Source organism: Streptomyces sp. NPDC048436, assembly GCF_043200355.1.
Classification (GTDB): Bacteria; Actinomycetota; Actinomycetes; order Streptomycetales; family Streptomycetaceae; genus Streptomyces.
On the sequence record NZ_JBICXP010000001.1, the window covers coordinates 1,034,866 to 1,053,464 of the forward strand.

The following is an 18,599-nucleotide window of genomic DNA, read 5'->3' on the forward strand; positions in this document are numbered from 1 at the left end:
CTCACGGGGCTGGTGCGGAGGTTGACCGGCTCACGCGGGTTGAGCGGGTTTCGGCCTTTCCTCGGACTCAGCCCTTCTTGAGGATGAGTTCGGTGTTGCGGTCCCCCGGCTCCCCGCCCAACGCCGGTTTCGCACCAGGGGCGTTGAAGGACAGCTCGCGGTAGAGCGCGGCGAGGCCGGTCTGGGAGAGGTCGGCGTAATCCGTGCGGTGCGGGGCCGCCGACTCGATGAGGGTGGTGAACAGGGAGATCGTCCCGTCGTGGTTGTCGCTCAGCTCCACCACCCGGGCCAGCTGCGGGAAGTCGATGTGCGAGGCCGTGGAGACCTCCCAGAAGGAACCGCGCGGGGTCTGGTGCGCGGTGATGTCGTTCTTGTGGCTGTGTCCGTTGACCCAGGCGAGTACGGAACGGTGGCGGCCGAGGAGGGAGACGATCTCGTCGCCTCCGTGCCGTACCTCGCGCGGATGGTCCGGGTCCTGGCGCAGATTGCGCATGGTTCTGCTGGTGTGGTGACTGAAGACGACGACGTACGAACCGCCGCCGTCCTTCTTCTCGTTCGCCTCCAGCTCCCGTGCGAGCCAGTCCATCTGGGCCGTGCCGAGGGAGCCTTCGTAGTGACCGCCGGGGTCCGTGGTGTCCAGGCTGATGCCGAGTACGTCGTCGCTGACGCGGAAGGAGTAGTACTGCGTGCCCGCGTCGAGGTTCTCCTGCGTGTAGCCGTGCCCGACAGGACCGTGGCCCTTGTACGCCGGATCCAGGTGCGCCTTGACGTACTCGGCGGGGGTGAAGGGCGCGCGGCTCTCGTCCGGGGTGACCGTGCGCATCCGCCGCGCCTCGCTCTTCAGCAGCTCCCTGAAGTGCGCGCCCTTGGGGTCGCGGCCCTTCTTGACGGCCTTCCACAGGGCGGCGCCACGCGACTCGTCCAAGGACATCAACTTCCTCCCTCCTACGGCGAATTCGGAGAAGTACGAGTCTCCGGGGCCCCAGCAGCCGCCGGGCAGCGCGTCGTGGTTGCCGACGGTCGAGTACCAGGGAAGCCCGAGACCGGGGCTGTTGACCTCGCGGAGCGCCGCCTTCAGGAAACCGTCGATCTGCGGGAAGCCGAGGGCCTTGTCGGAGTCACGGAGGTGGTCGTCCGGGTGCCAGTACAGCTTCAGGCCGCTGTCCTGGACGCCTTCATAGCGGCGCGGGTCACCGGTGTTGGGGGTGATGCGCCCGCCGCTCATCGTCTTGAGGAACCAGTCCAGCTCGGAGCGGGAGTTGTTGTCCGTGTTGTCGCCCGTCGTCACCACGCAGTGCAGCGGCGATCCGGTGGCGGGCGCGCCGCGCAGTCCGTTCACCCGCTCGACCAGCGCGACCGCGCCGGCCACCGACAGGGCCTCCTGCGGGCGCCAGGCGCTCGCGGTCTGGGCGCGCAGGTACTCGTACCGCAGCGGGTGCTGCACGTCCACCAGGTGCAGGTCGGTGAACTGGACGAACGCGGCGAGCGCGGTGCGCCGCCCCTCGCGTCCTGGCTTGGCGGCGGCCAGCTCACCCCGGACGACGCGGTCCCAGGCGGGCCCGTCCCCGAGCCGCCGGTAGCCGGAGCTGCCGCGCGGAGTGGCGACGGCGCCCAGGGTGGTGCCGCCCCGGTAGGGCGCGAGGGGCGCGGCGGGCGCCTGGCGGGAGAGCGCGACGGGGGCGGGCCCGCTGGCGGCGGCGTGGCTGGTGGCGGGCCGCAGGGCGTAGCCGATGCCTGCGGAGAGGGAGACCGCCCCGGTGGCGGCGAGGAAGGCCCTGCGGTCCACGGCGGAGGCGGCGGAGCGGGTGGCGGTCTGGGCGGTGGTGGCGACGGTGCGTATGCGCGGCATGGCGCGGTCTCCCCGGTTGCGAACGCGTCGGCAGTGGTCGCGGGCAGCTCCGCAGTGGGCGAACTTCCCGCTCTACTGGATCGTTGGCATCCGGGATGACCTGGACGTTAACGAGACCGCAACGCCCAACGCCGATCACCGTACGTGGATCATCAGGCACCCTGCGCGGTCACGCACCCCTCTCCGGACGGAGAGGAAGGGGTCACTCCACGTTCATCTACCGGGGAAGGAGTGGCCGTCGTCGGGGCGCACCCGCCACAGGTCGAGCCCGATGTCGACGAGCCCGACCCGGTCGAGCTCGGGGACGGCGTCCAGGGGGTGCCAGGCCGCGAGATCGGTGGAACCGTCCTGCTCGTGACGCAGCTCGCCACCGGTGATCCGCGCCTCGTAGATGATCCGCAGGCCGTGGAAGTCGGCGATGGCGCCGAGTTTGCGGGGATAACGCCGGCGCAGTGAGTCGACGCCGAGCAGTACGACGGGCTCGACGACGTAGCCCGTCTCCTCGTCGGCCTCGCGGATCACCGTGTCGTACGGGTCCTCGCCGTGGTCCATCCCGCCACCGGGCAGCGTCCAGCGCTTACTGCCGTCGCCCGCCACCCAGCGGGCGAGCAGCAGCTGCCCGTCCTGTACGCATACGGCGTAGGCCGCCACCCGGAGTTCTTTGTGCACAGAGTGACGCTAGTCCTCCTGGGTCGGATTGGCAGGGGAGTACTCGGGAGCGGTCCAGCTCCAGGGGCTCGCGCCTAAGGTCTGAACCGCCTCGGTGAGGGTGAAGCGGACCGTGCGGGAGCCGTCGTCGCCGTATTCGGTGCGGGCCGTGCCGGTGAGCTGGAGGGTGGTGCCGGTCACCCAGTCGAGGAAGAGGAGTCCGGCGCGTGGGTCGGCGGCGAGGTTGCCCAGGGACAGGAACATGGAGTTGCCGGGGTAGTCCCGCCAGGCGAGTTCGTAGGGGGAAGGGACCTGGACGAAGCCGGGGTTGCCGCCCCGGTGGCTGGCGTCGGCGCCTTCCGCGTGGACCGTGGCGAGGAAGAAGGTGTCCGCTTCGGCGATGAACGCGCGCTGATCGCCGGTGAGCTTCACCCCGTGTCGGGGCGCGGAGGGGCGGCCTGGCATGGCGCCCGGCGGGAGATCCCGCTTCTGGAGGTACTTGGGGCAGTTGGAGAAGACCTGGTCGGCCTCGATCGCCAGGCCGCGCGGGGTCGGCCGCGCCCGGCCGTTCAGCCGCATGCGGCGCCGGGTGCGGGGATCGAGGGCGATGGTGCCCACGCGGGTGCCCTCCCTCGCGAGGGCCGTCGCGAGGGGGTCCGCCCGGCGCAGGCCGCGGCCCGCGATCGAGATCTGGTGCGGCCCGGTGGCCCGTACGAACCCGGGGTCGCCGGTGAGCAGCGAGGCCCAGACGGTGCCCGCCGGGTCCGCGCCGCCGATCACGAGCATGGGCTGGAGTTCGAGGAAGGCGGCGGCGACGGGGCGGATGCCGTCGCCTATGGACCGGCCCACGTGGTCGGCCAGTTCCCGCACGCCGACGAGATCCTGGACGGCGCGTGAGCCGTGGTGGTACGGGGCGTGCGGGGTCATGTCGCTCCTGGGGCCAGGGGTGCATCGCCGGGTGATCGGGTGGGTGGGCGGGAATCGGATCAGAAGAAGCCGCACGTCGGAGCGTCCGGCACCGGAGCCACGTCCGAGGCGCCCACGCCAGAAGCCGCATAGATCTCAAGGCGCGTGCCGTCCGGGTCGTGGAAGAAGATCCCGCCGGACGCGGCGCCCTCGCCGTGCGGGACGACGCCCTCGTAGGCGAACTCCACTCCGTACGCACGCAGAGCGCTCTCGTACGCGCGGACCTGGTCGATGGTGTCCACCTCGATCGCCAGGTGGTGCAGGCCCGCGTTCCCGGCCGCGTACGCCGCGTCCGCCTGCTGCCAGAGCGTGAGCGCCGGGGTTTTGCCCTCCCCCAGGAAGGCGAATCTGCGGCCCCCTTCCTTGCCCTCGCCGATCACGCCGTAGCCGATGACGTCGCGGTAGAAGGCGAGCGAGCGCTCGATGTCCGTGACGTTCAGACCGATGTGGCCGGTGCGGAGTGTGCTGGTCGCGGTCATGACTCTCCCCTTGTCGGCGGCGGCCCGCCTGACGCGGGCTAACCGTTGAATGTGACGTTAGTGGTTAGACTCGGGAGCGTCAACCGGTCACGTACCCTTTGCTGGTTAGCTTCGAAGGGAGCCCCCATGACCACCGAGCCCGCGACCACCGCACCCCGCGACCCCCGTCCGCTCGTCGGCGAGCCGCTCTCCCTCGACCTGCTCAACACCCGGTGGATGGCGGACGGCGTGCGCCAGGATCTGCTGGCCGGCACCGAGGGGCTGGCCGTCTGGCTCGCCGCCAACGGGCTCGGTGACCGGTTCGGTGCGGACGAGGCCACGCTGGAGCATGTACTGCGGGCGCGCGACGCGATCGCCTCCGTCGTGGACGGCCCCGACCCCAACGCCGGGATCGACCGCGTCAACAAGGTCCTCGACCACGGGCGGATCCGGGCGACTCTGTCCCCCGAAGGGCCGGGCGAGAAGCCCGAGTTCAAGGACGTGACGTGGGGTGCGGCCTGGCTGGCGGCGCGCGACTACCTGACGCTGCTGGCCACCGCGCAGGACCGGATCCGGCCCTGCGCCCACGAGGCGTGCATCCTGCACTTCTTCGACACCTCGCGCAACGGCACGCGGCGGTGGTGCTCGATGGCCGCCTGCGGAAACCGGGCGAAGGCCTCGCGCCATTACGCGCGGGCGCGTCCGGCGAGGTGAATCACCCCGCTATGTCGCCGATGGCACATGGCGGGATTGCGTCACGCCGCGATCGTAACCTGACAACTCTCCCCAATCAGCAGTCACTTACGTAAAGCTGAGCGGTCATCCGGTTCCGGATTCCGGACCTTTTCGACCTTTACGTACAGGGATGCTGATGCACAGATCCAGTGCTAGACGCACGACCCGCCTCGCGATAGCCGTCGGTCTGACCGCCGCGCTCTCCGCCGCCGGGCCCATACCCATGGCCCTCGCGGCCGGTGGGGACCCCGGGGGCAAGACCGCCCCCAAGTCCGCCGACAAGAAGCTCGGTTCCGCCGACGCCGAACTCCTCGCGGACGCCGAGGCGGACGGCGAGAAGACCGTCACGATGATGGTCGCCACCGCTCCCGGCGCCACCGAGCAGGTCGCGGGCCAGCTCGACGCCGTCAAGGGCGGTTCGGTCGGGCGGACGTACGACAAGCTCGGGTACGTACGCGCCACCGTGCCCACCGCGAAGGCCGCCGCCGCCATCGAGGCGGCCGGGAAGCTGTCGTCGGTGCACGGCATCGACCTGCGGCACGAGATCAAGCTCGACGACCCGACGCCCGCCGCCGACCGGGCCAAGGGCGCGAAGACGGCCGCCGATGGCGTCGAGGACACGTACGCCGGACCGGGCAAGAACACCCCCGCGAAGAACCCGTACAACCCGTCCTTCGAGACGGGCGCCGTCGACTTCGTGAAGAAGAACCCGAAGGCGGACGGCCGCGGCACCACCATCGGCATCCTGGACTCCGGCATCGACCTCGGTCACCCGGCGCTCCAGAAGACCACCACGGGCGAGCGGAAGATCACCGACTGGGTGACCGCGACCGACCCGATCGTGGACGCGGACGGCACCTGGCGGCGGATGACCAACCCCGTCACAGGACCCGTCTTCACCTGGGACGGCAAGACGTGGAAGGCCCCCGCGGGCTCCTTCCAGGTCAACCGCTTCCGCGAGTCGGCCACCGTCGGCGGTGACGCCAACGGCGACATCAACCGCGACGGCGACACCACCGACAGCTGGGGCGTCCTGTACGACCCGGCGGCCGGCACGGTGCGCGTGGACCTGAACGACAACAACGACTTCACCGACGACGAGACGATGAAGCCGTACAAGGACGACCACCAGGTCGCCTACTTCGGCAAGGACGACCCGGCGACCGACGTCGTCGAGCGCGTTCCCTTCGTCGTCGAGATCCGCAAGGACGTGCCGACCGACCCGTACGGCGGCGACTGGGTCGGCAAGAAGGCCGACTTCGTCAACATCGGCGTCATCGAGTCCGAGCACGGCACGCACGTCGCGGGCATCACCGCGGCCAACGGCCTGTTCGGCGGCAAGATGAGCGGCGCGGCGCCCGGCGCCAAGCTGGTCTCCTCGCGCGCCTGCACCTGGTCCGGCGGCTGCACGAACGTCGCGCTCACCGAGGGCATGATCGACCTCGTGACGAAGCGCGGCGTCGACATCGTGAACATGTCGATCGGCGGCCTCCCGGCGCTCAACGACGGCAACAACGCGCGCGCCGAGCTCTACACGCGCCTCATCGACACCTACGGCGTGCAGCTGGTGATCTCCGCGGGCAACTCGGGCCCCGGGGCGAACACCATCGGCGACCCCGGCCTCGCCGACAAGGTCATCTCGGTCGGCGCCTCCATCTCCAAGGAGACCTGGGCCGCCAACTACGGCTCCGCCGTGGAGAAGAAGTACGCGATGATGCCCTTCTCCTCGCGCGGCCCGCGCGAGGACGGCGGCTTCGCGCCGATCATCTCGGCGCCGGGCTCGGCCATCAACACCACGCAGACCTGGCTGCCGGGCTCCCCAGTCACCGAGGCGGGCTACAAACTCCCCGCCGGTTACTCGATGTTGCAGGGTACGTCGATGGCGTCGCCGCAGGCCGCCGGCGCCTCGGCGCTGCTGATCTCCGCCGCCAAGCAGAAGCACATCGACCTCACCCCCGCGACGCTGCGCACCGCGCTGACGTCCACCGCGGACCACATCCGCGGTGAGCAGGCGTACGCGCAGGGCACGGGCCTGATCGACATCGTCGGCGCCTGGAAGTCCATCAAGTCCGGTGCGACAGCGCACAGTTACACGGTGAAGGCCCCGGTCGACACCTCCCTCGAGCAGGAGCTGAAGAAGCCCGGCACCGGTATCTACGACCGCGACGGCGGCCTGAAGACGGGCCAGAAGCGGACGTACGACGTCACCATCACGCGGACGTCGGGACCGGACCGTGCCGTGCGCCACGAGCTGGACCTGGAGAACAACCACCAGGGCACGTTCCGCCTGCTCGGCAGCGACCACGTCTCGCTCGGCCTGAACAAGCCGGTGACGGTGAAGGTCGAGGCGCAGGCCAAGTCCGCGGGGCTGCACAGCGCGGTCCTCACGGTGGACGACGAACGCACCGAGGGTGTCGACCAGCAGATCATGTCAACGGTGGTCGTCTCGACGCCGCTCGCCAAGCCGTCGTACGTCTCCTCGGCGGCCGGTTCGGTGCAGCGCAACAGCACGAAGTCGTACTTCGTGACGGTGCCGAAGGGCGCCAAGTCCCTTGAGGTGGCGCTCGGCGGTCTGAAGGACAAGAGCCAGACGCGGTTCATCGCGGTGCACCCGTACGGCGTCCCGGTCGACTCGACGTCGTCGCTCGTCTGCTACGCGAACTACGTCAACCCGGCCAACACCTGCCGCCCCGACCTGCGTTCCTACCCGGAGCCGACGCCGGGCGTGTGGGAGATCGAGGTCGAGTCGCGCAGGACGTCGCCGCTCCTGGACAACCCGTACAAGCTGGACGTCTCCGCGCTGGGTGTCGACTTCGACCCCGCCGTGCAGACGGTTCCGGAGGCGAAGGTCGGCACGCCGGCCCCCGTCTCCTGGAAGGTCACCAACAACTTCGCCGCGGTGGACGGCAAGTTGAAGGGCGGCTCGCTCGGCTCCGCGAAGGCGACGCGGCCTTCGATCAAGCAGGGTGAGACGCAGACGACGACCGTGGTCGTGCCCGAGGGCGCGGAGCGGCTCGACGTCGCCATCGGTTCGACGGCGGACGCCGCGGCGGACCTCGACCTCTCCGTCCTGAAGGACGGCAAGGCCGTGGGCTCATCGGCGGACGGCGACTCGGAGGAGGCGGTCAGCCTCACGAAGCCGGCGGCGGGTACGTACGAGATCCAGGTGGCGGGCTACTCCATCCCGGCCGGATCGACCGCGTACGACTACCGTGATGTCTTCTTCTCGGGCGCGCTCGGCTCGGTCAAGGTGGACGAGTCCGCGCCGGTGAAGCTGGCGAACGGCGCGTCGGCCCAGGTCACCGCGGAGGTCGCGGCGGACGCACCGTCGGCCGACGGCCGCCAGCTGTTCGGTGAGGTGACCCTCCTGAACGGGCGGGGCACGGTCGCGGGAACGGGCAGCGTGATCATCGAGAAGGTCACTCCGTAGGTTCTTCGACACCGGCCGGCCCGAGCATCGGGCCGGCCGGTGTCTGCGTGTCGCGGGCGGATCACTCTCCCGCCACCACGACCCCCACCTCATGCACCGAGTTACGCGCCCCGGCGAGCGGCTGCGTCCTGCCCGCCCCGTCCGTGGCCCGGCAGCGGATGTGATGCGTGCCGGGAGCCAACTCCCGCCGGAGGGAGAAGCGCTGCCACGTCGGCCCTGCCCCCGCCGCGTCCACCACGGCGGGCTCCCAAGGGCCTCCGTCGACCGAGATTCCGACCGCCACGATCGCCGACGTACTCCAGGCCCTGCCGCTCAACACGGCGTGCCCCGCGGGGATTTCCTCCCCCTCCCCCGGTGCGAACAACTTGCTGCTGACGTCGACCTCCCGCACGGGGCTCGGCTCCGAGTCCCCCGGCAGGACCCGGTTGTAGAACCGCGTGGTGAACACGCTGTCCGCCCTGCGGTCCGCCAGGACGATCCGGGTCAGCCATTTCACCGAGTTCGTGCCGAACATCCGCGGCGCCACGGCCCGCAGGGGGAACCCGTGCTCGGCACGGAGTGGCTCCCCGTTCATCCGGTGCGCGAGGAAGACATCACCGCGGGCCACCGGCAGGGGCAGATCCTTGACGTATGTGAGGCCGTCCTGACCGTGGAACGACCCCGTGTCGGCGCCCTCGAACCAGACGTGCCGCGCGGTGGCGCGAGGCGCCGCCCGGTCCAGGAGCGCGGCGAGCGGCACCCCGGCCCACTCCACCTGCGCCACCGCCCGCGTCGGCACGTCCGGCGCGAAGGGGCTCCCGAAGCACTCGTGGAAGGCGGGCAGCCGCTCGGTCCCGAGGGCCAGCACCTCGGCCATGTCCAGACGCAGCGGATGCTCGACCAGCCCCTCCACCACCAGGGTCCAGTCGTCGACGTCGATGGACGGCACGCCCATGTGTTTCCGTACGAAGACGTCATCGGTCGGAGTGAAGTCGGGTGCGGGCAGGGGCGCTTGGGTCGTCATGTAGCAACCATAAGTGGCCAGCGGTCCTTACATCCAGCACATTACGTCCGCCGCGTTCCCGTCCGCCGCGTTCACGGCATCCGCTGCGTTTCCGCGCTCAGCACTTCATCCCCTTCCCCTGCCGCAACTCCCGCTCGATCCACGCGCGGTCCTTGGCCAGGCCCGCCTTGCCGCTGGACCAGATGTCCGGCGACGCCTCACCCTTCGGGATGCCGATCAGGGTGCGGTCTCCGGGCCGGAGCCGCGGATCCACGTCCACGTCCATCACGAAGGTGACCTGTTTCGTCCCTCGGCTCGGCTTGTAGTAGCGGGTCACGTCCAGGACGATCCGGTCCTGGACGCCACCGGGAACCGGCTCGACCCGTTTCACCGTGCCCTCCACGATGAGCCGGGCGCAGGGCACGTAGACCCCGGACTTCTGGTCCCCGGCCTCAGGCGCCGCCCCCTGCGCCGCGTCCTTGTCGTCGGCGCTCCGGCTGATCCCGCCCCCGCTCTCCACCGCCAGCCACGCGACGCCGCCCACCAGCGAGACGGCCGCCATCGCCGCGGCGAGGCCCAGCGCCGTCGTCACGCGCCGCCGCCGGGCCCCGGCCGGGCGTACTCCGACGCGCTGATCCGGCAGGGGCACCGGTTTCGGTACCGGCTCCGGAGCCGCAAGGGCGCGGCCCGCCGCCCCGATGTGCTCCCGAAGGAGTGCGACATCCGCCACAGCCGCCGCGTGCTCCGCGAGCAGCTCCGGGTCCCGCCGGGCGGCCTCGGGCACGGGCTCGTCCGTGAGTGCGAGCATCAGCGCGTCGTACTCGTCCTTGGCCACCGTCACACCACCTCGCCCTCGTGCAGCCGCGTCCGCAGCACCCGTACCGCCGTATGCAGCCTGCTCTTGACCGTGCCCTCCGGGATGCCCAGCTCGTCGGCGATCGCCCGGACCGGCAGATCGGCGTAGAACCGCAAGACGACGACCTGCCGCTGGGTGTCGGGCAGGGCGTCCAGGCCCTGGGTCACGGCCATCGAAAGGGCCCGCGACTCCGCGCCGTCCTCGTCCGTCGCCTCCCGCCACAGCACGGCGAGCCGCTCCCCCAGGCGCTCCTGTCTGCGGCGCGCCCGGTGCCAGTCCATGGCCAGGTTCGAGGCGACGACCGCCGCCCACGCGGACACGTCACGGGGCGCCTCACGCCCGTCAGCGGCCCGCTCCAGGAGCTTGAGCCTGACCTGCTGGACGCCGTCGGGCAGATCGGCGTGCGGCACACCCCCGAGCGCGAGCACCGCCCGTACCCGGTCCTCCTGGGCCGCGTCGAGCGGATCGGCCCTCTCCCGCTGGGCCCGTCGCACCTTTCCGCGCAGCAAGACACCCCTCCCTCCCCCGACGTTTCCCCTAGGACGCCGCGAGGGCCCGAAACGTTCGCTCGCGGTGGCCGGGAATGTGACATCCCGAACTCCGGACAATGGATTGGACAAGGCGGCCGTGGACAGACGCATGATGGAACGCACAGGCCAATGCCTATGCCCATGCACATACGGAGGAAGTTCCTGTGAAGGTCGGAATCGTCGGAGCCACCGGTCAGGTCGGCACGGTCATGCGCAAGATCCTCGTCGAGCGGAACTTTCCCCTGGACGAGCTGCGCCTGTTCGCATCGGCACGCTCGGCCGGTTCGAAGCTCGACGGCGTGACGGTCGAGGACGCCTCCACGGCGGACTACACCGGCCTGGACATCGTCCTGTTCTCGGCGGGCGGCGCCACGTCGAAGGCGCTGGCCGAGAAGGTCGCCTCGCAGGGCCCCGTCGTGATCGACAACTCCTCGGCCTGGCGCATGGACCCCGAGGTTCCCCTCGTCGTCTCCGAGGTCAACCCGCACGCGATCGCCAACCGCCCCAAGGGCATCATCGCCAACCCGAACTGCACGACGATGGCCGCGATGCCGGTCCTGAAGCCGCTGCACAAGGAGGCCGGGCTCACCGCGCTCGTCGTGGCGACCTACCAGGCCGTCTCCGGTTCGGGTCTCGCCGGTGTCGACGAGCTCTTCGAGCAGGTCAAGAAGGTCGGCGACGACGCGCCCAAGCTCACGCACGACGGCTCGGCCACGGAGTTCCCCGCGCCGAACAAGTACGTCGCGCCGATCGCGTACAACGTCCTGCCGCTCGCGGGCTCCATCGTCGACGACGGTCTGAACGAGACCGACGAGGAGCAGAAGCTCCGCAACGAATCCCGCAAGATCCTGGAGATCCCGGCCCTCAAGGTCTCCGGCACCTGCGTGCGCGTGCCGGTCTTCACCGGCCACTCCCTCCAGGTCAACGCCCGCTTCGAGCGTCCGCTGAGCGCCGAGCGCGCCACCGAGATCCTCGCGACGGCCGAGGGCGTCGTCCTCACGGACGTCCCGACCCCGCTGGTCGCGGCCGGCAAGGACGACTCCTTCGTGGGCCGCATCCGCGCCGACGAGACGGCGGAGAACGCCCTGGCCTTCTTCATCTCCGACGACAACCTCCGCAAGGGTGCCGCGCTGAACGCGGTGCAGATCGCGGAGCTGGTAGCGGCGGAGCTCAAGGGCTGACGCCCACTTCCGTACGCCTGTGAGGGGGCGGTCACCGTGCACCGGTGGCCGCCTCCTTCGCGTACGCGGTGGCCGTCCCCTTCGTCGTGTACGCCACGACGAGCAGGGCGAGGCCTGCGAGGCCGCCGCCGAGCCAGAGCACGTCCGTCGTCCCGAAGCCGTCCGCGACCAGGCCGCCGGTGAGCGCGCCCAGGGCGATGGCCGCGTTGAACACCGCGGCGAAGAGCCCGGATGCCGCCTCGCGGGCGCGGGGCGCGGCGGCGAGGATCCAGTGCTGGGTGGCGACGGAGACCCCGCCGTAGGCCAGGCCCCATGCGATGAGCAGCGCCACCGAGGCGAGCAGCGAGCCGCCCGCGGGGCCGAGGAGCAGGACCGCGGCGGCCAGCGCCGCGGAGATGGCGAGCAGCGCCCGGCGCGGATCGCGGGCGGCGAGCGTACCGGCGGCGAAGTTGCCTGCGATGCCCGCGATCCCGTACGCGAGAAGCGATGCGCTGATCAGCCCGGCGCCGAGGCCCGGGGCCCGCTCCAGGACGGGGCGTACGTAGGTGTACGCGGCGAAGTGCCCGGTCACCAGGGACAGCACCACCAGGAGTCCCGCCCGCAGCGGCGCGTTCCGAAGCAGCGCCGGGAATGTGCCGAGCCGTACCACCGCCGACGCGGGCAGGGCGGGGAGCGCCGCCGCGAGCAGCCCGGCGACCGCGAGGGCGAACGCCGCCATCACCGCGAACGCCCAGCGCCAGCCCGCGAGTTCACCGAGGAGGGTCCCGGCGGGCACACCGAGTACGGACGCCACGGCGATCCCGCTGAAGATCACCGTGGTGGCCCGCCCCGCGGATTCCTCGCGCACCAGACGTACGCCGAGACCGGCCGCGATCGCCCACACGCCGCCGATACAGACCCCCACGAGCACGCGCGCGGCGAGGAGCACGCCGAAGGCGGGCGCGAGCGCGGAGAGGAGGTTGGCGGCGGCCAGCAGGGCCATCAGCGCGCACAGCACCGTCCGCCGGTCGGCGCGCCGCACGGCGACCGGAAGGAGCAGGGCGGCGAGCGCCGCGATCACGCCGGGCATGGTGACGGTCAGACCCGCGGTCCCGTCGGAGACGCCGAGCCCTTCGGAGAAGGAGGTAAGGAGGCCGACCGGCAGCATTTCCGTGGTGACGACGGAGAAGGTGGTGGCGGCGACGGTGAGGACGGAGAGGGGCAACATGCGCTCAAGCCTTCGCCGGGCGCCCGTCGGGAACAACGGCGAAGGTCTCATCCTTCAATGAGCGAGGCTCATAGATGCGGGTGAGGGAGTGTGCCGGTTGAGCGGGCTTGAAATACGGGAGCTGGAGTGCTTCATGGCGCTCGCCGACGAGCTGCACTTCGGCCGCGCGGGCGAGCGCCTGTACCTCTCGCAGAGCCGCGTCAGCCAGTTGCTGCGGGACCTGGAGCGGCGGATCGGTACGCGGCTCGTCGAGCGGTCGAGCCGCCGGGTGCGGCTGACTCCGGCGGGCGCGCGGTTCCTGGTCCAACTCCGCCCGGCGTACGAGACGTTGAGCGCCACGGTGGACGCGGCGCGGGAGTCGGCACGGGGCGTCTCGGGGCGGCTGCGGATCGGCTTCCAGGGGACGGCGGACGCGCGGCTCATGGGGGCGATCACGGAGTTCCAGGAGCGGCATCCGGCCTGCGTGACGGAGATCGTGGAGGTGCCGTTCGCGGACCCCTTCGGGGCGGTGCGGCACGGAGACGTGGACACGGCGATCGTGCTGCTTCCGGTCGAGGAACCGGATCTGGCGCTCGGCCCGGTCTTCTCCCGTCAGCAGCAGACGGTCGCGGTGTCGGTACGCCACCCCTTCGCGGGCCGTGCTTCGGTGCACGCGGCCGAGCTGACGGAGACGCCGCTGATCTCGGCGACGGCTCCGGCACCCGCGTACTGGCGCGAGGCGCACGCCCCGTCGGCCGTGCCCGCGCCTGAGGTACGCACCCTCCAGGAGGGGCTGACGCTGGTGGCGGCGGGGCGGGGGGCGATGCTGCTGTGCCGTCCGACCGCGGAGTACCACGGGCGGCGCGATGTCACGTTCGTGCCGGTGGAGGGGGTGCCGGACTCGGTGCTCGGGATGGTGTGGCGGCGGGGCGGGGAGACGGAGCGGGTGCGGGGGTTCGCGCGGGCGGTGGGGGCGGTGGGAGCTGTCTCCTAGGAGCTGTCTAGGAGCGGCGCACCTCGAAGTGGAAGCAGCCGTACTCGACCGCCCGGACGTGGACGAGGGCGACCTCGGGGTCGGCGAAGGCCTCCGCGAAGGCGGCGTCGAAGCCTTGGGTCGCCGGGTCCGGGATCTCCAGCAGACGGCCGCCGACGATGCGGCCTTCGGCGTTGTAGCGGCGGAGGGTGCGGAGGGCTCCGGGGCGGGCGAAGGGGTAGTCGGCGCTGTCGGCCGCCGGGCCGTCGCAGTCCTCCGCGTGGATGAAGACGGGGCCCTGCTCGTCGTAGGCACCGGGGGTCGCGCCGGTCTCCTCGGCCCAGCGGCGCAGGGGCGCGTACGAGACGAGGGCGACGTGTTCGCCGGGGGCGATGGGGCGCAGGCAGCAGCGGAGGGGGTCGCCGCCTTCCGTGTCCACGTAGGGGGCGCAGGGGTGGGCGGCGTCGTCGGTGGTGCGGAGTTGTTTCAGGGCGGTGGGGGTGATGGGGAGAGGGGCGTAGGTCGGGGTCGAGGTCAGGGTCGGGGTTGCGGTCATGGGTCGAGGGTCGCGCGTGGGGGTGGGTGGGGGCTGGCGCATTTCAGACGTTGATTTCCCCAACCCCGCCCATTCCCGAAAACCCGCTGCGCGGGGGCCTTGCTTGCCGTCATCACCGGCTTCGCCGAGTTCGTCCTCAATCGCCGGACGGGCTGAGAATCAGCCCCTCCGGCGTTTGAGGAGCGGGGTCTGGGGCGGAGCCCCAGGTAGACCCCTACCAACAGCCCCGCATACGCCGATACCCCTCCCCCAACCCCTCCAACTCCTCCCCCGTCAAAACCTCCTCCACCCGCCCGAACCCCTCCGGCGCCCGCTCGGCGACGGCCCGCAGCACCGCATCCACCGGCATCGCCCGGTTCGCCAGCGCCACCGCGTTGGCGGGACCCCAGCGCGTCGCCTCGTAGGCCCGCAGTCCGGACACCCGGTCCGTCCCGGCGAGGGCCACGCAGCGCGCAAGGACCCGCGCGTCGAGCACCGCCTCCGAGCCTCCGCTCGACCCCACCGGATACATCGGATGGGCCGCGTCGCCCAGCAGCGTCACCGCTCCCCGGCCCCACCACGGCAGCGGGTCCCGGTCCACCATCGGGTACTCCAGGATCCGTCCCGTCGAGTTGGTCGCGGCCAGCAGCGCCGGCACGTCCAGGTCGCCGATCCGCCAGCCGGAGAAATGCGGGAGGACATCGGAGAGGCGCCCCGAGCGGTTCCAGTCCGCCGGGCCCGGCGATCCATGGTGGTGTACCGGAAACCGCACCTCCGCCACCCAGTTGAGCAGCACGCGCCCCCGTACCTCCGCCTCCCGCGAGATCGGGTAGGCGACGAACTTCGCTGCCGCGTTGCTGCCCGCGATCACCATCGTCCGGCCGCCGAACACCGGCTCCCACTCGGTGACGCCCCGCCACATCCGGATGCCGTTCCACAGCGGCGGCCCCTCCCCGGGGTGCAGCCGGGCCCGGACCGCCGAGTAGAGCCCGTCGGCCCCGACCAGGGCCCGCACCGGCACCGCGAACTCCCGCCCGCGCCGCACGTCCCGCAGGGTCACGCGCAGCGCCCCGGAGCCCTCCGCCTCGGCGTACCGCACGAACGCCGTACCGGTCTGGACGGCGCTCTCGCCGAGGCGGTCGCGTACCGCGTCCAGGAGGATCAGCTGCAGGGCTCCGCGGTGCAGGGAGTACTGCGGGCAGTGGTGGCCGCGGGCGAGGCCGAGCGGCTCGCCCCAGATGTGGCCGCCGTGCCGGTCGAAGTGGTGTACCCCGGCGGTCGGCACGGCCGTGGCGGCAAGATCGGCGCCGAGGCCCAGTTCCGTCAACGTCTGTACCGCGTGCGGGAGGAGGTTGATGCCGACCCCGACGGGCCGCAGCGCCTCCACCGCGTCGACGACCCGCACCCCGATGCCCGCCGCGTGCAGGCTGAGCGCGGTGGTGAGCCCGCCGATACCGGCTCCCGCGACGAGTACGTCCGTCATGCGGCGCACCCCGCGCCGTGTAATCGCCGTGCTCGTCCGGTTCCCATGAACGCTCCCCCCGGGGCGTGAGCCGACGCGCGGATGCTAGCGGCAGCGCGGCCCGCGAACAATGCCCCGGCACGTCCGCGGAGCCGCATGGAAGGATGGCCGGAAACGCCACAAGTCGTACCTGACGTTCCTGAGGAGATGACCGCGTGCCCGGCACCAATCTGACCCGCGAAGAGGCACAGCAGCGGGCGAAGCTGCTCACCGTCGACTCGTACGAGATCGACCTCGACCTCTCCGGCGCGCAAGAGGGCGGCACCTACCGGTCGGTGACCACGGTGCGCTTCGACTCCGCGGAGGCGGGCGCCGAGACCTTCATCGACCTGGTGGCCCCGGCGGTGCACGAGGCCGTCCTGAACGGCCACTCGCTGGACGTGGCCGCCGTGTTCAGGGACTCGCGCATCGCGCTGAAGCACCTGGAGGCGGGCCCCAACGAGCTGCGGGTGGTCGCCGACTGCGACTACACCAACACCGGTGAGGGCCTGCACCGGTTCGTCGACCCCGTCGACCAACAGGCATACCTCTACACGCAGTTCGAGGTCCCGGACGCGCGTCGCGTCTTCGCGTCCTTCGAGCAGCCCGACCTGAAGGCGACGTTCCGGTTCACCGTGAAGGCCCCGTCCGGCTGGACGGTCATCTCGAACTCGCCGACTCCCGAGCCCAGCGGTGACGTCTGGGCCTTCGAGCCGACGCCGCGCATGTCGACGTACATCACGGCACTCATCGTCGGTCCGTATCACTCGGTCCACAGTTCGTACGAGGGTCCTGGCGGCCAATCGGTTCCGCTCGGCATCTACTGCCGCCCCTCGCTGGCCCAGTTCCTCGACTCGGACGCGATCTTCGAGGTCACGCGGCAGGGCTTCGACTGGTTCCAGGAGAAGTTCGACTACGCGTATCCCTTCGCCAAGTACGACCAGCTCTTCGTGCCGGAGTTCAACGCGGGCGCGATGGAGAACGCGGGTGCGGTCACCATCCGCGACCAGTACGTGTTCCGTTCGAAGGTGACGGACGCGGCGTACGAGACGCGCGCGGAGACGATCCTGCACGAGCTCGCCCACATGTGGTTCGGCGACCTCGTGACGATGGAGTGGTGGAACGACCTGTGGCTGAACGAGTCGTTCGCCACGTACACCTCGATCGCCTGCCAGGCGTACGCGGAGAACTCGCGCTGGCCGCACTCCTGGACGACGTTCGCCAACTCCATGAAGACGTGGGCGTACCGCCAGGACCAGCTGCCCTCCACGCACCCGATCATGGCGGAGATCAACGATCTCGACGACGTCCTGGTCAACTTCGACGGCATCACGTACGCCAAGGGCGCGTCGGTGCTGAAGCAGTTGGTCGCGTACGTCGGCATGGACGAGTTCTTCCGGGGCGTGCAGGCATACTTCAAGGCGCACGCGTACGGGAACACGCGTCTGTCCGATCTGCTCGGCGCGCTTGAGGAGACCAGCGGGCGCGACCTGAAGACGTGGTCGAAGAAGTGGCTGGAGACCGCGGGCATCAACGTCCTGCGGCCGGTGGTGGACGTCGACACGGCCGGAAAGATCACCTCCTTCGCGGTGAAGCAGGAGGCCCCCGCGCTTCCCGCGGGTGCGAAGGGTGAGCCGACACTGCGTCCGCACCGGATCGCGATCGGCCTGTACGACCTCGACGACGCGAGCGGCAAGCTGGTGCGCACGGACCGCGTGGAACTGGACGTGGACGGTGAACTGACGGCGGTGGACGCCCTGGTGGGCCGCGCGCGTCCGGCGGTGATCCTGCTCAACGACGACGACCTCTCGTACGCGAAGGTCCGCATGGACACGGAGTCGCTCGCCTTCGTGACGGAGCACATCGGTGACTTCGACGCGTCGTTGCCGCGGGCGCTGTCGTGGGCTTCGGCGTGGGACATGACGCGTGACGGGGAACTCCCGACGCGGGACTACCTCTCCCTGGTCCTGTCCGGCATCGGCAAGGAGTCGGACATCGGGGTGGTGCAGTCGCTGCACCGCCAGGTGAAGCTCTCCCTCGACCTGTACGCGGCCCCGGCCGGGCGCGAGGAGGCGCTGGCCCGCTGGACGGAGGCGACGCTCGCGCATCTGCGGGACGCGGCGCCGGGCAGCGACCACCAGCTCGCGTGGACCCGGGCGTTCGCGGCGACGGCGCGTACGGAGGAGCAGCTGGCCCTCCTGGAGGGCCTGCTGTCCGGCAAGGAGTCGGTCGAGGGCCTCGCCGTGGACACGGAGCTGCGCTGGGCCTTCGTGCACCGGCTCGCGGCGACGGGCCGCCTCGACGAGGCCGGGATCGCGGCGGAGCTGGAGCGCGACAGGACGGCCGCGGGCGAGCGGCACGCGGCGGCGGCGCGGGCGGCGCGGCCGTCCGCGGAGGCGAAGGCGGAGGCGTGGGCCTCGGTCGTCGAGTCCGACAAGCTCCCGAACTCGATCCAGGAGGCCGTGATCAGCGGCTTCGTCCAGACGGACCAGCGCGAACTCCTCGCCCCGTACACGGAGAAGTTCTTCGCGGCGGTCAAGGGGGCGTGGGACTCTCGTTCGCACGAGATGGCGCAGCAGATCGCGGTGGGCCTGTACCCGGCGCTCCAGGTCTCCCAGGCGACCCTGGACGCCACGGACGCGTGGCTCGCCTCGGCGAACCCGTCGGCGGCGCTGCGCCGCTTGATCACGGAGTCTCGGGCGGGCGTCGAGCGGGCCCTGCGGGCGCAGTCGGCGGACGTGTAACCCCGGGCTGCACGGGCGGCGGGCT

15 protein-coding genes are annotated in these 18,599 nt (G+C 71.2%); 5 read left to right on the forward strand and 10 right to left on the reverse strand.

The genetic code is table 11. The annotated features are described in order from the left end of the window. Nucleotides 1-67 precede the first annotated feature (67 nt). The 4 genes from ACGFX9_RS04730 to ACGFX9_RS04745 all read right to left on the reverse strand — a co-directional run bounded on the left by ACGFX9_RS04730 (nt 68) and on the right by ACGFX9_RS04745 (nt 3,942). Nucleotides 68-1,849, reverse strand: coding sequence for a TIGR03767 family metallophosphoesterase (locus ACGFX9_RS04730; protein ID WP_393464521.1), 1,782 nt, complete (start codon nt 1,847-1,849; stop codon nt 68-70). Between the two features lie 213 nt (nt 1,850-2,062). Then, entirely contained in the window at nt 2,063-2,518 is a 456-nt protein-coding gene (locus ACGFX9_RS04735; protein ID WP_393464524.1) for an NUDIX hydrolase, read from the reverse strand. A 9-nt stretch (nt 2,519-2,527) separates the two neighbouring features. After that, the gene (locus tag ACGFX9_RS04740; RefSeq protein WP_393464527.1) at nt 2,528-3,424 is read right to left on the reverse strand and encodes a pyridoxamine 5'-phosphate oxidase family protein; all 897 of its coding nucleotides are present in this window, start codon (nt 3,422-3,424) and stop codon (nt 2,528-2,530) included. Between the two features lie 59 nt (nt 3,425-3,483). Then, nucleotides 3,484-3,942: a VOC family protein gene (locus tag ACGFX9_RS04745; RefSeq protein WP_393464530.1), complete on the reverse strand. Its 459-nt coding sequence runs from the start codon at nt 3,940-3,942 to the stop codon at nt 3,484-3,486. Nucleotides 3,943-4,068: 126 nt separating this feature from the next. On the opposite strand from ACGFX9_RS04745, the gene ACGFX9_RS04750 reads away from it, so the two are divergent. Together ACGFX9_RS04750 and ACGFX9_RS04755 are read left to right on the forward strand one after the other, a co-directional pair. Next, on the forward strand, nt 4,069-4,635 hold the full coding sequence (locus ACGFX9_RS04750) for a CGNR zinc finger domain-containing protein (protein WP_393464533.1): 567 nt from the start codon (nt 4,069-4,071) through the stop codon (nt 4,633-4,635). A gap of 151 nt (nt 4,636-4,786) precedes the next feature. Next, entirely contained in the window at nt 4,787-8,086 is a 3,300-nt protein-coding gene (locus tag ACGFX9_RS04755) for a S8 family serine peptidase (RefSeq protein ID WP_393464536.1), read from the forward strand. Nucleotides 8,087-8,147: 61 nt separating this feature from the next. On the opposite strand, the gene ACGFX9_RS04760 is transcribed toward ACGFX9_RS04755, so the two are convergent. The 3 genes from ACGFX9_RS04760 to ACGFX9_RS04770 form a co-directional block, all read right to left on the reverse strand. After that, nucleotides 8,148-9,089, reverse strand: coding sequence for a molybdopterin-dependent oxidoreductase (locus ACGFX9_RS04760; RefSeq protein ID WP_393464539.1), 942 nt, complete (start codon nt 9,087-9,089; stop codon nt 8,148-8,150). A 97-nt stretch (nt 9,090-9,186) separates the two neighbouring features. Beyond that, entirely contained in the window at nt 9,187-9,903 is a 717-nt protein-coding gene (locus ACGFX9_RS04765) for a hypothetical protein (RefSeq protein ID WP_393464542.1), read from the reverse strand. Nucleotides 9,904-9,905: 2 nt separating this feature from the next. After that, entirely contained in the window at nt 9,906-10,433 is a 528-nt protein-coding gene (locus tag ACGFX9_RS04770; RefSeq protein WP_393464545.1) for a sigma-70 family RNA polymerase sigma factor, read from the reverse strand. A 185-nt stretch (nt 10,434-10,618) separates the two neighbouring features. On the opposite strand from ACGFX9_RS04770, the gene ACGFX9_RS04775 reads away from it, so the two are divergent. Further along, complete coding sequence (locus ACGFX9_RS04775) at nt 10,619-11,635, forward strand: aspartate-semialdehyde dehydrogenase (RefSeq protein WP_393464548.1); 1,017 nt, start codon at nt 10,619-10,621, stop codon at nt 11,633-11,635. A 31-nt stretch (nt 11,636-11,666) separates the two neighbouring features. Here ACGFX9_RS04775 and ACGFX9_RS04780 read toward each other — a convergent pair whose 3' ends face one another. Next, a complete protein-coding gene (locus ACGFX9_RS04780; RefSeq protein WP_393464551.1) occupies nt 11,667-12,842 on the reverse strand; it encodes an MFS transporter in 1,176 nt (391 codons plus the stop codon). Nucleotides 12,843-12,939: 97 nt separating this feature from the next. On the opposite strand from ACGFX9_RS04780, the gene ACGFX9_RS04785 reads away from it, so the two are divergent. Continuing rightward, on the forward strand, nt 12,940-13,815 hold the full coding sequence (locus ACGFX9_RS04785; protein ID WP_393464554.1) for a LysR family transcriptional regulator: 876 nt from the start codon (nt 12,940-12,942) through the stop codon (nt 13,813-13,815). 7 nt (nt 13,816-13,822) lie between these two features. Here the strand turns inward: ACGFX9_RS04785 and ACGFX9_RS04790 are convergent, their stop codons facing one another. Both ACGFX9_RS04790 and ACGFX9_RS04795 read right to left on the reverse strand, forming a co-directional pair. Next, nucleotides 13,823-14,350 (reverse strand): DUF1203 domain-containing protein, encoded by a 528-nt coding sequence (locus ACGFX9_RS04790; RefSeq protein WP_393464557.1) that lies wholly within the window; start codon nt 14,348-14,350, stop codon nt 13,823-13,825. A gap of 214 nt (nt 14,351-14,564) precedes the next feature. Beyond that, entirely contained in the window at nt 14,565-15,812 is a 1,248-nt protein-coding gene (locus ACGFX9_RS04795; RefSeq protein ID WP_393464559.1) for a flavin-dependent oxidoreductase, read from the reverse strand. A gap of 194 nt (nt 15,813-16,006) precedes the next feature. On the opposite strand from ACGFX9_RS04795, the gene pepN reads away from it, so the two are divergent. After that, nucleotides 16,007-18,574 (forward strand): aminopeptidase N, encoded by a 2,568-nt coding sequence (gene pepN, locus ACGFX9_RS04800; protein WP_393464562.1) that lies wholly within the window; start codon nt 16,007-16,009, stop codon nt 18,572-18,574. Nucleotides 18,575-18,599 lie beyond the last annotated feature (25 nt).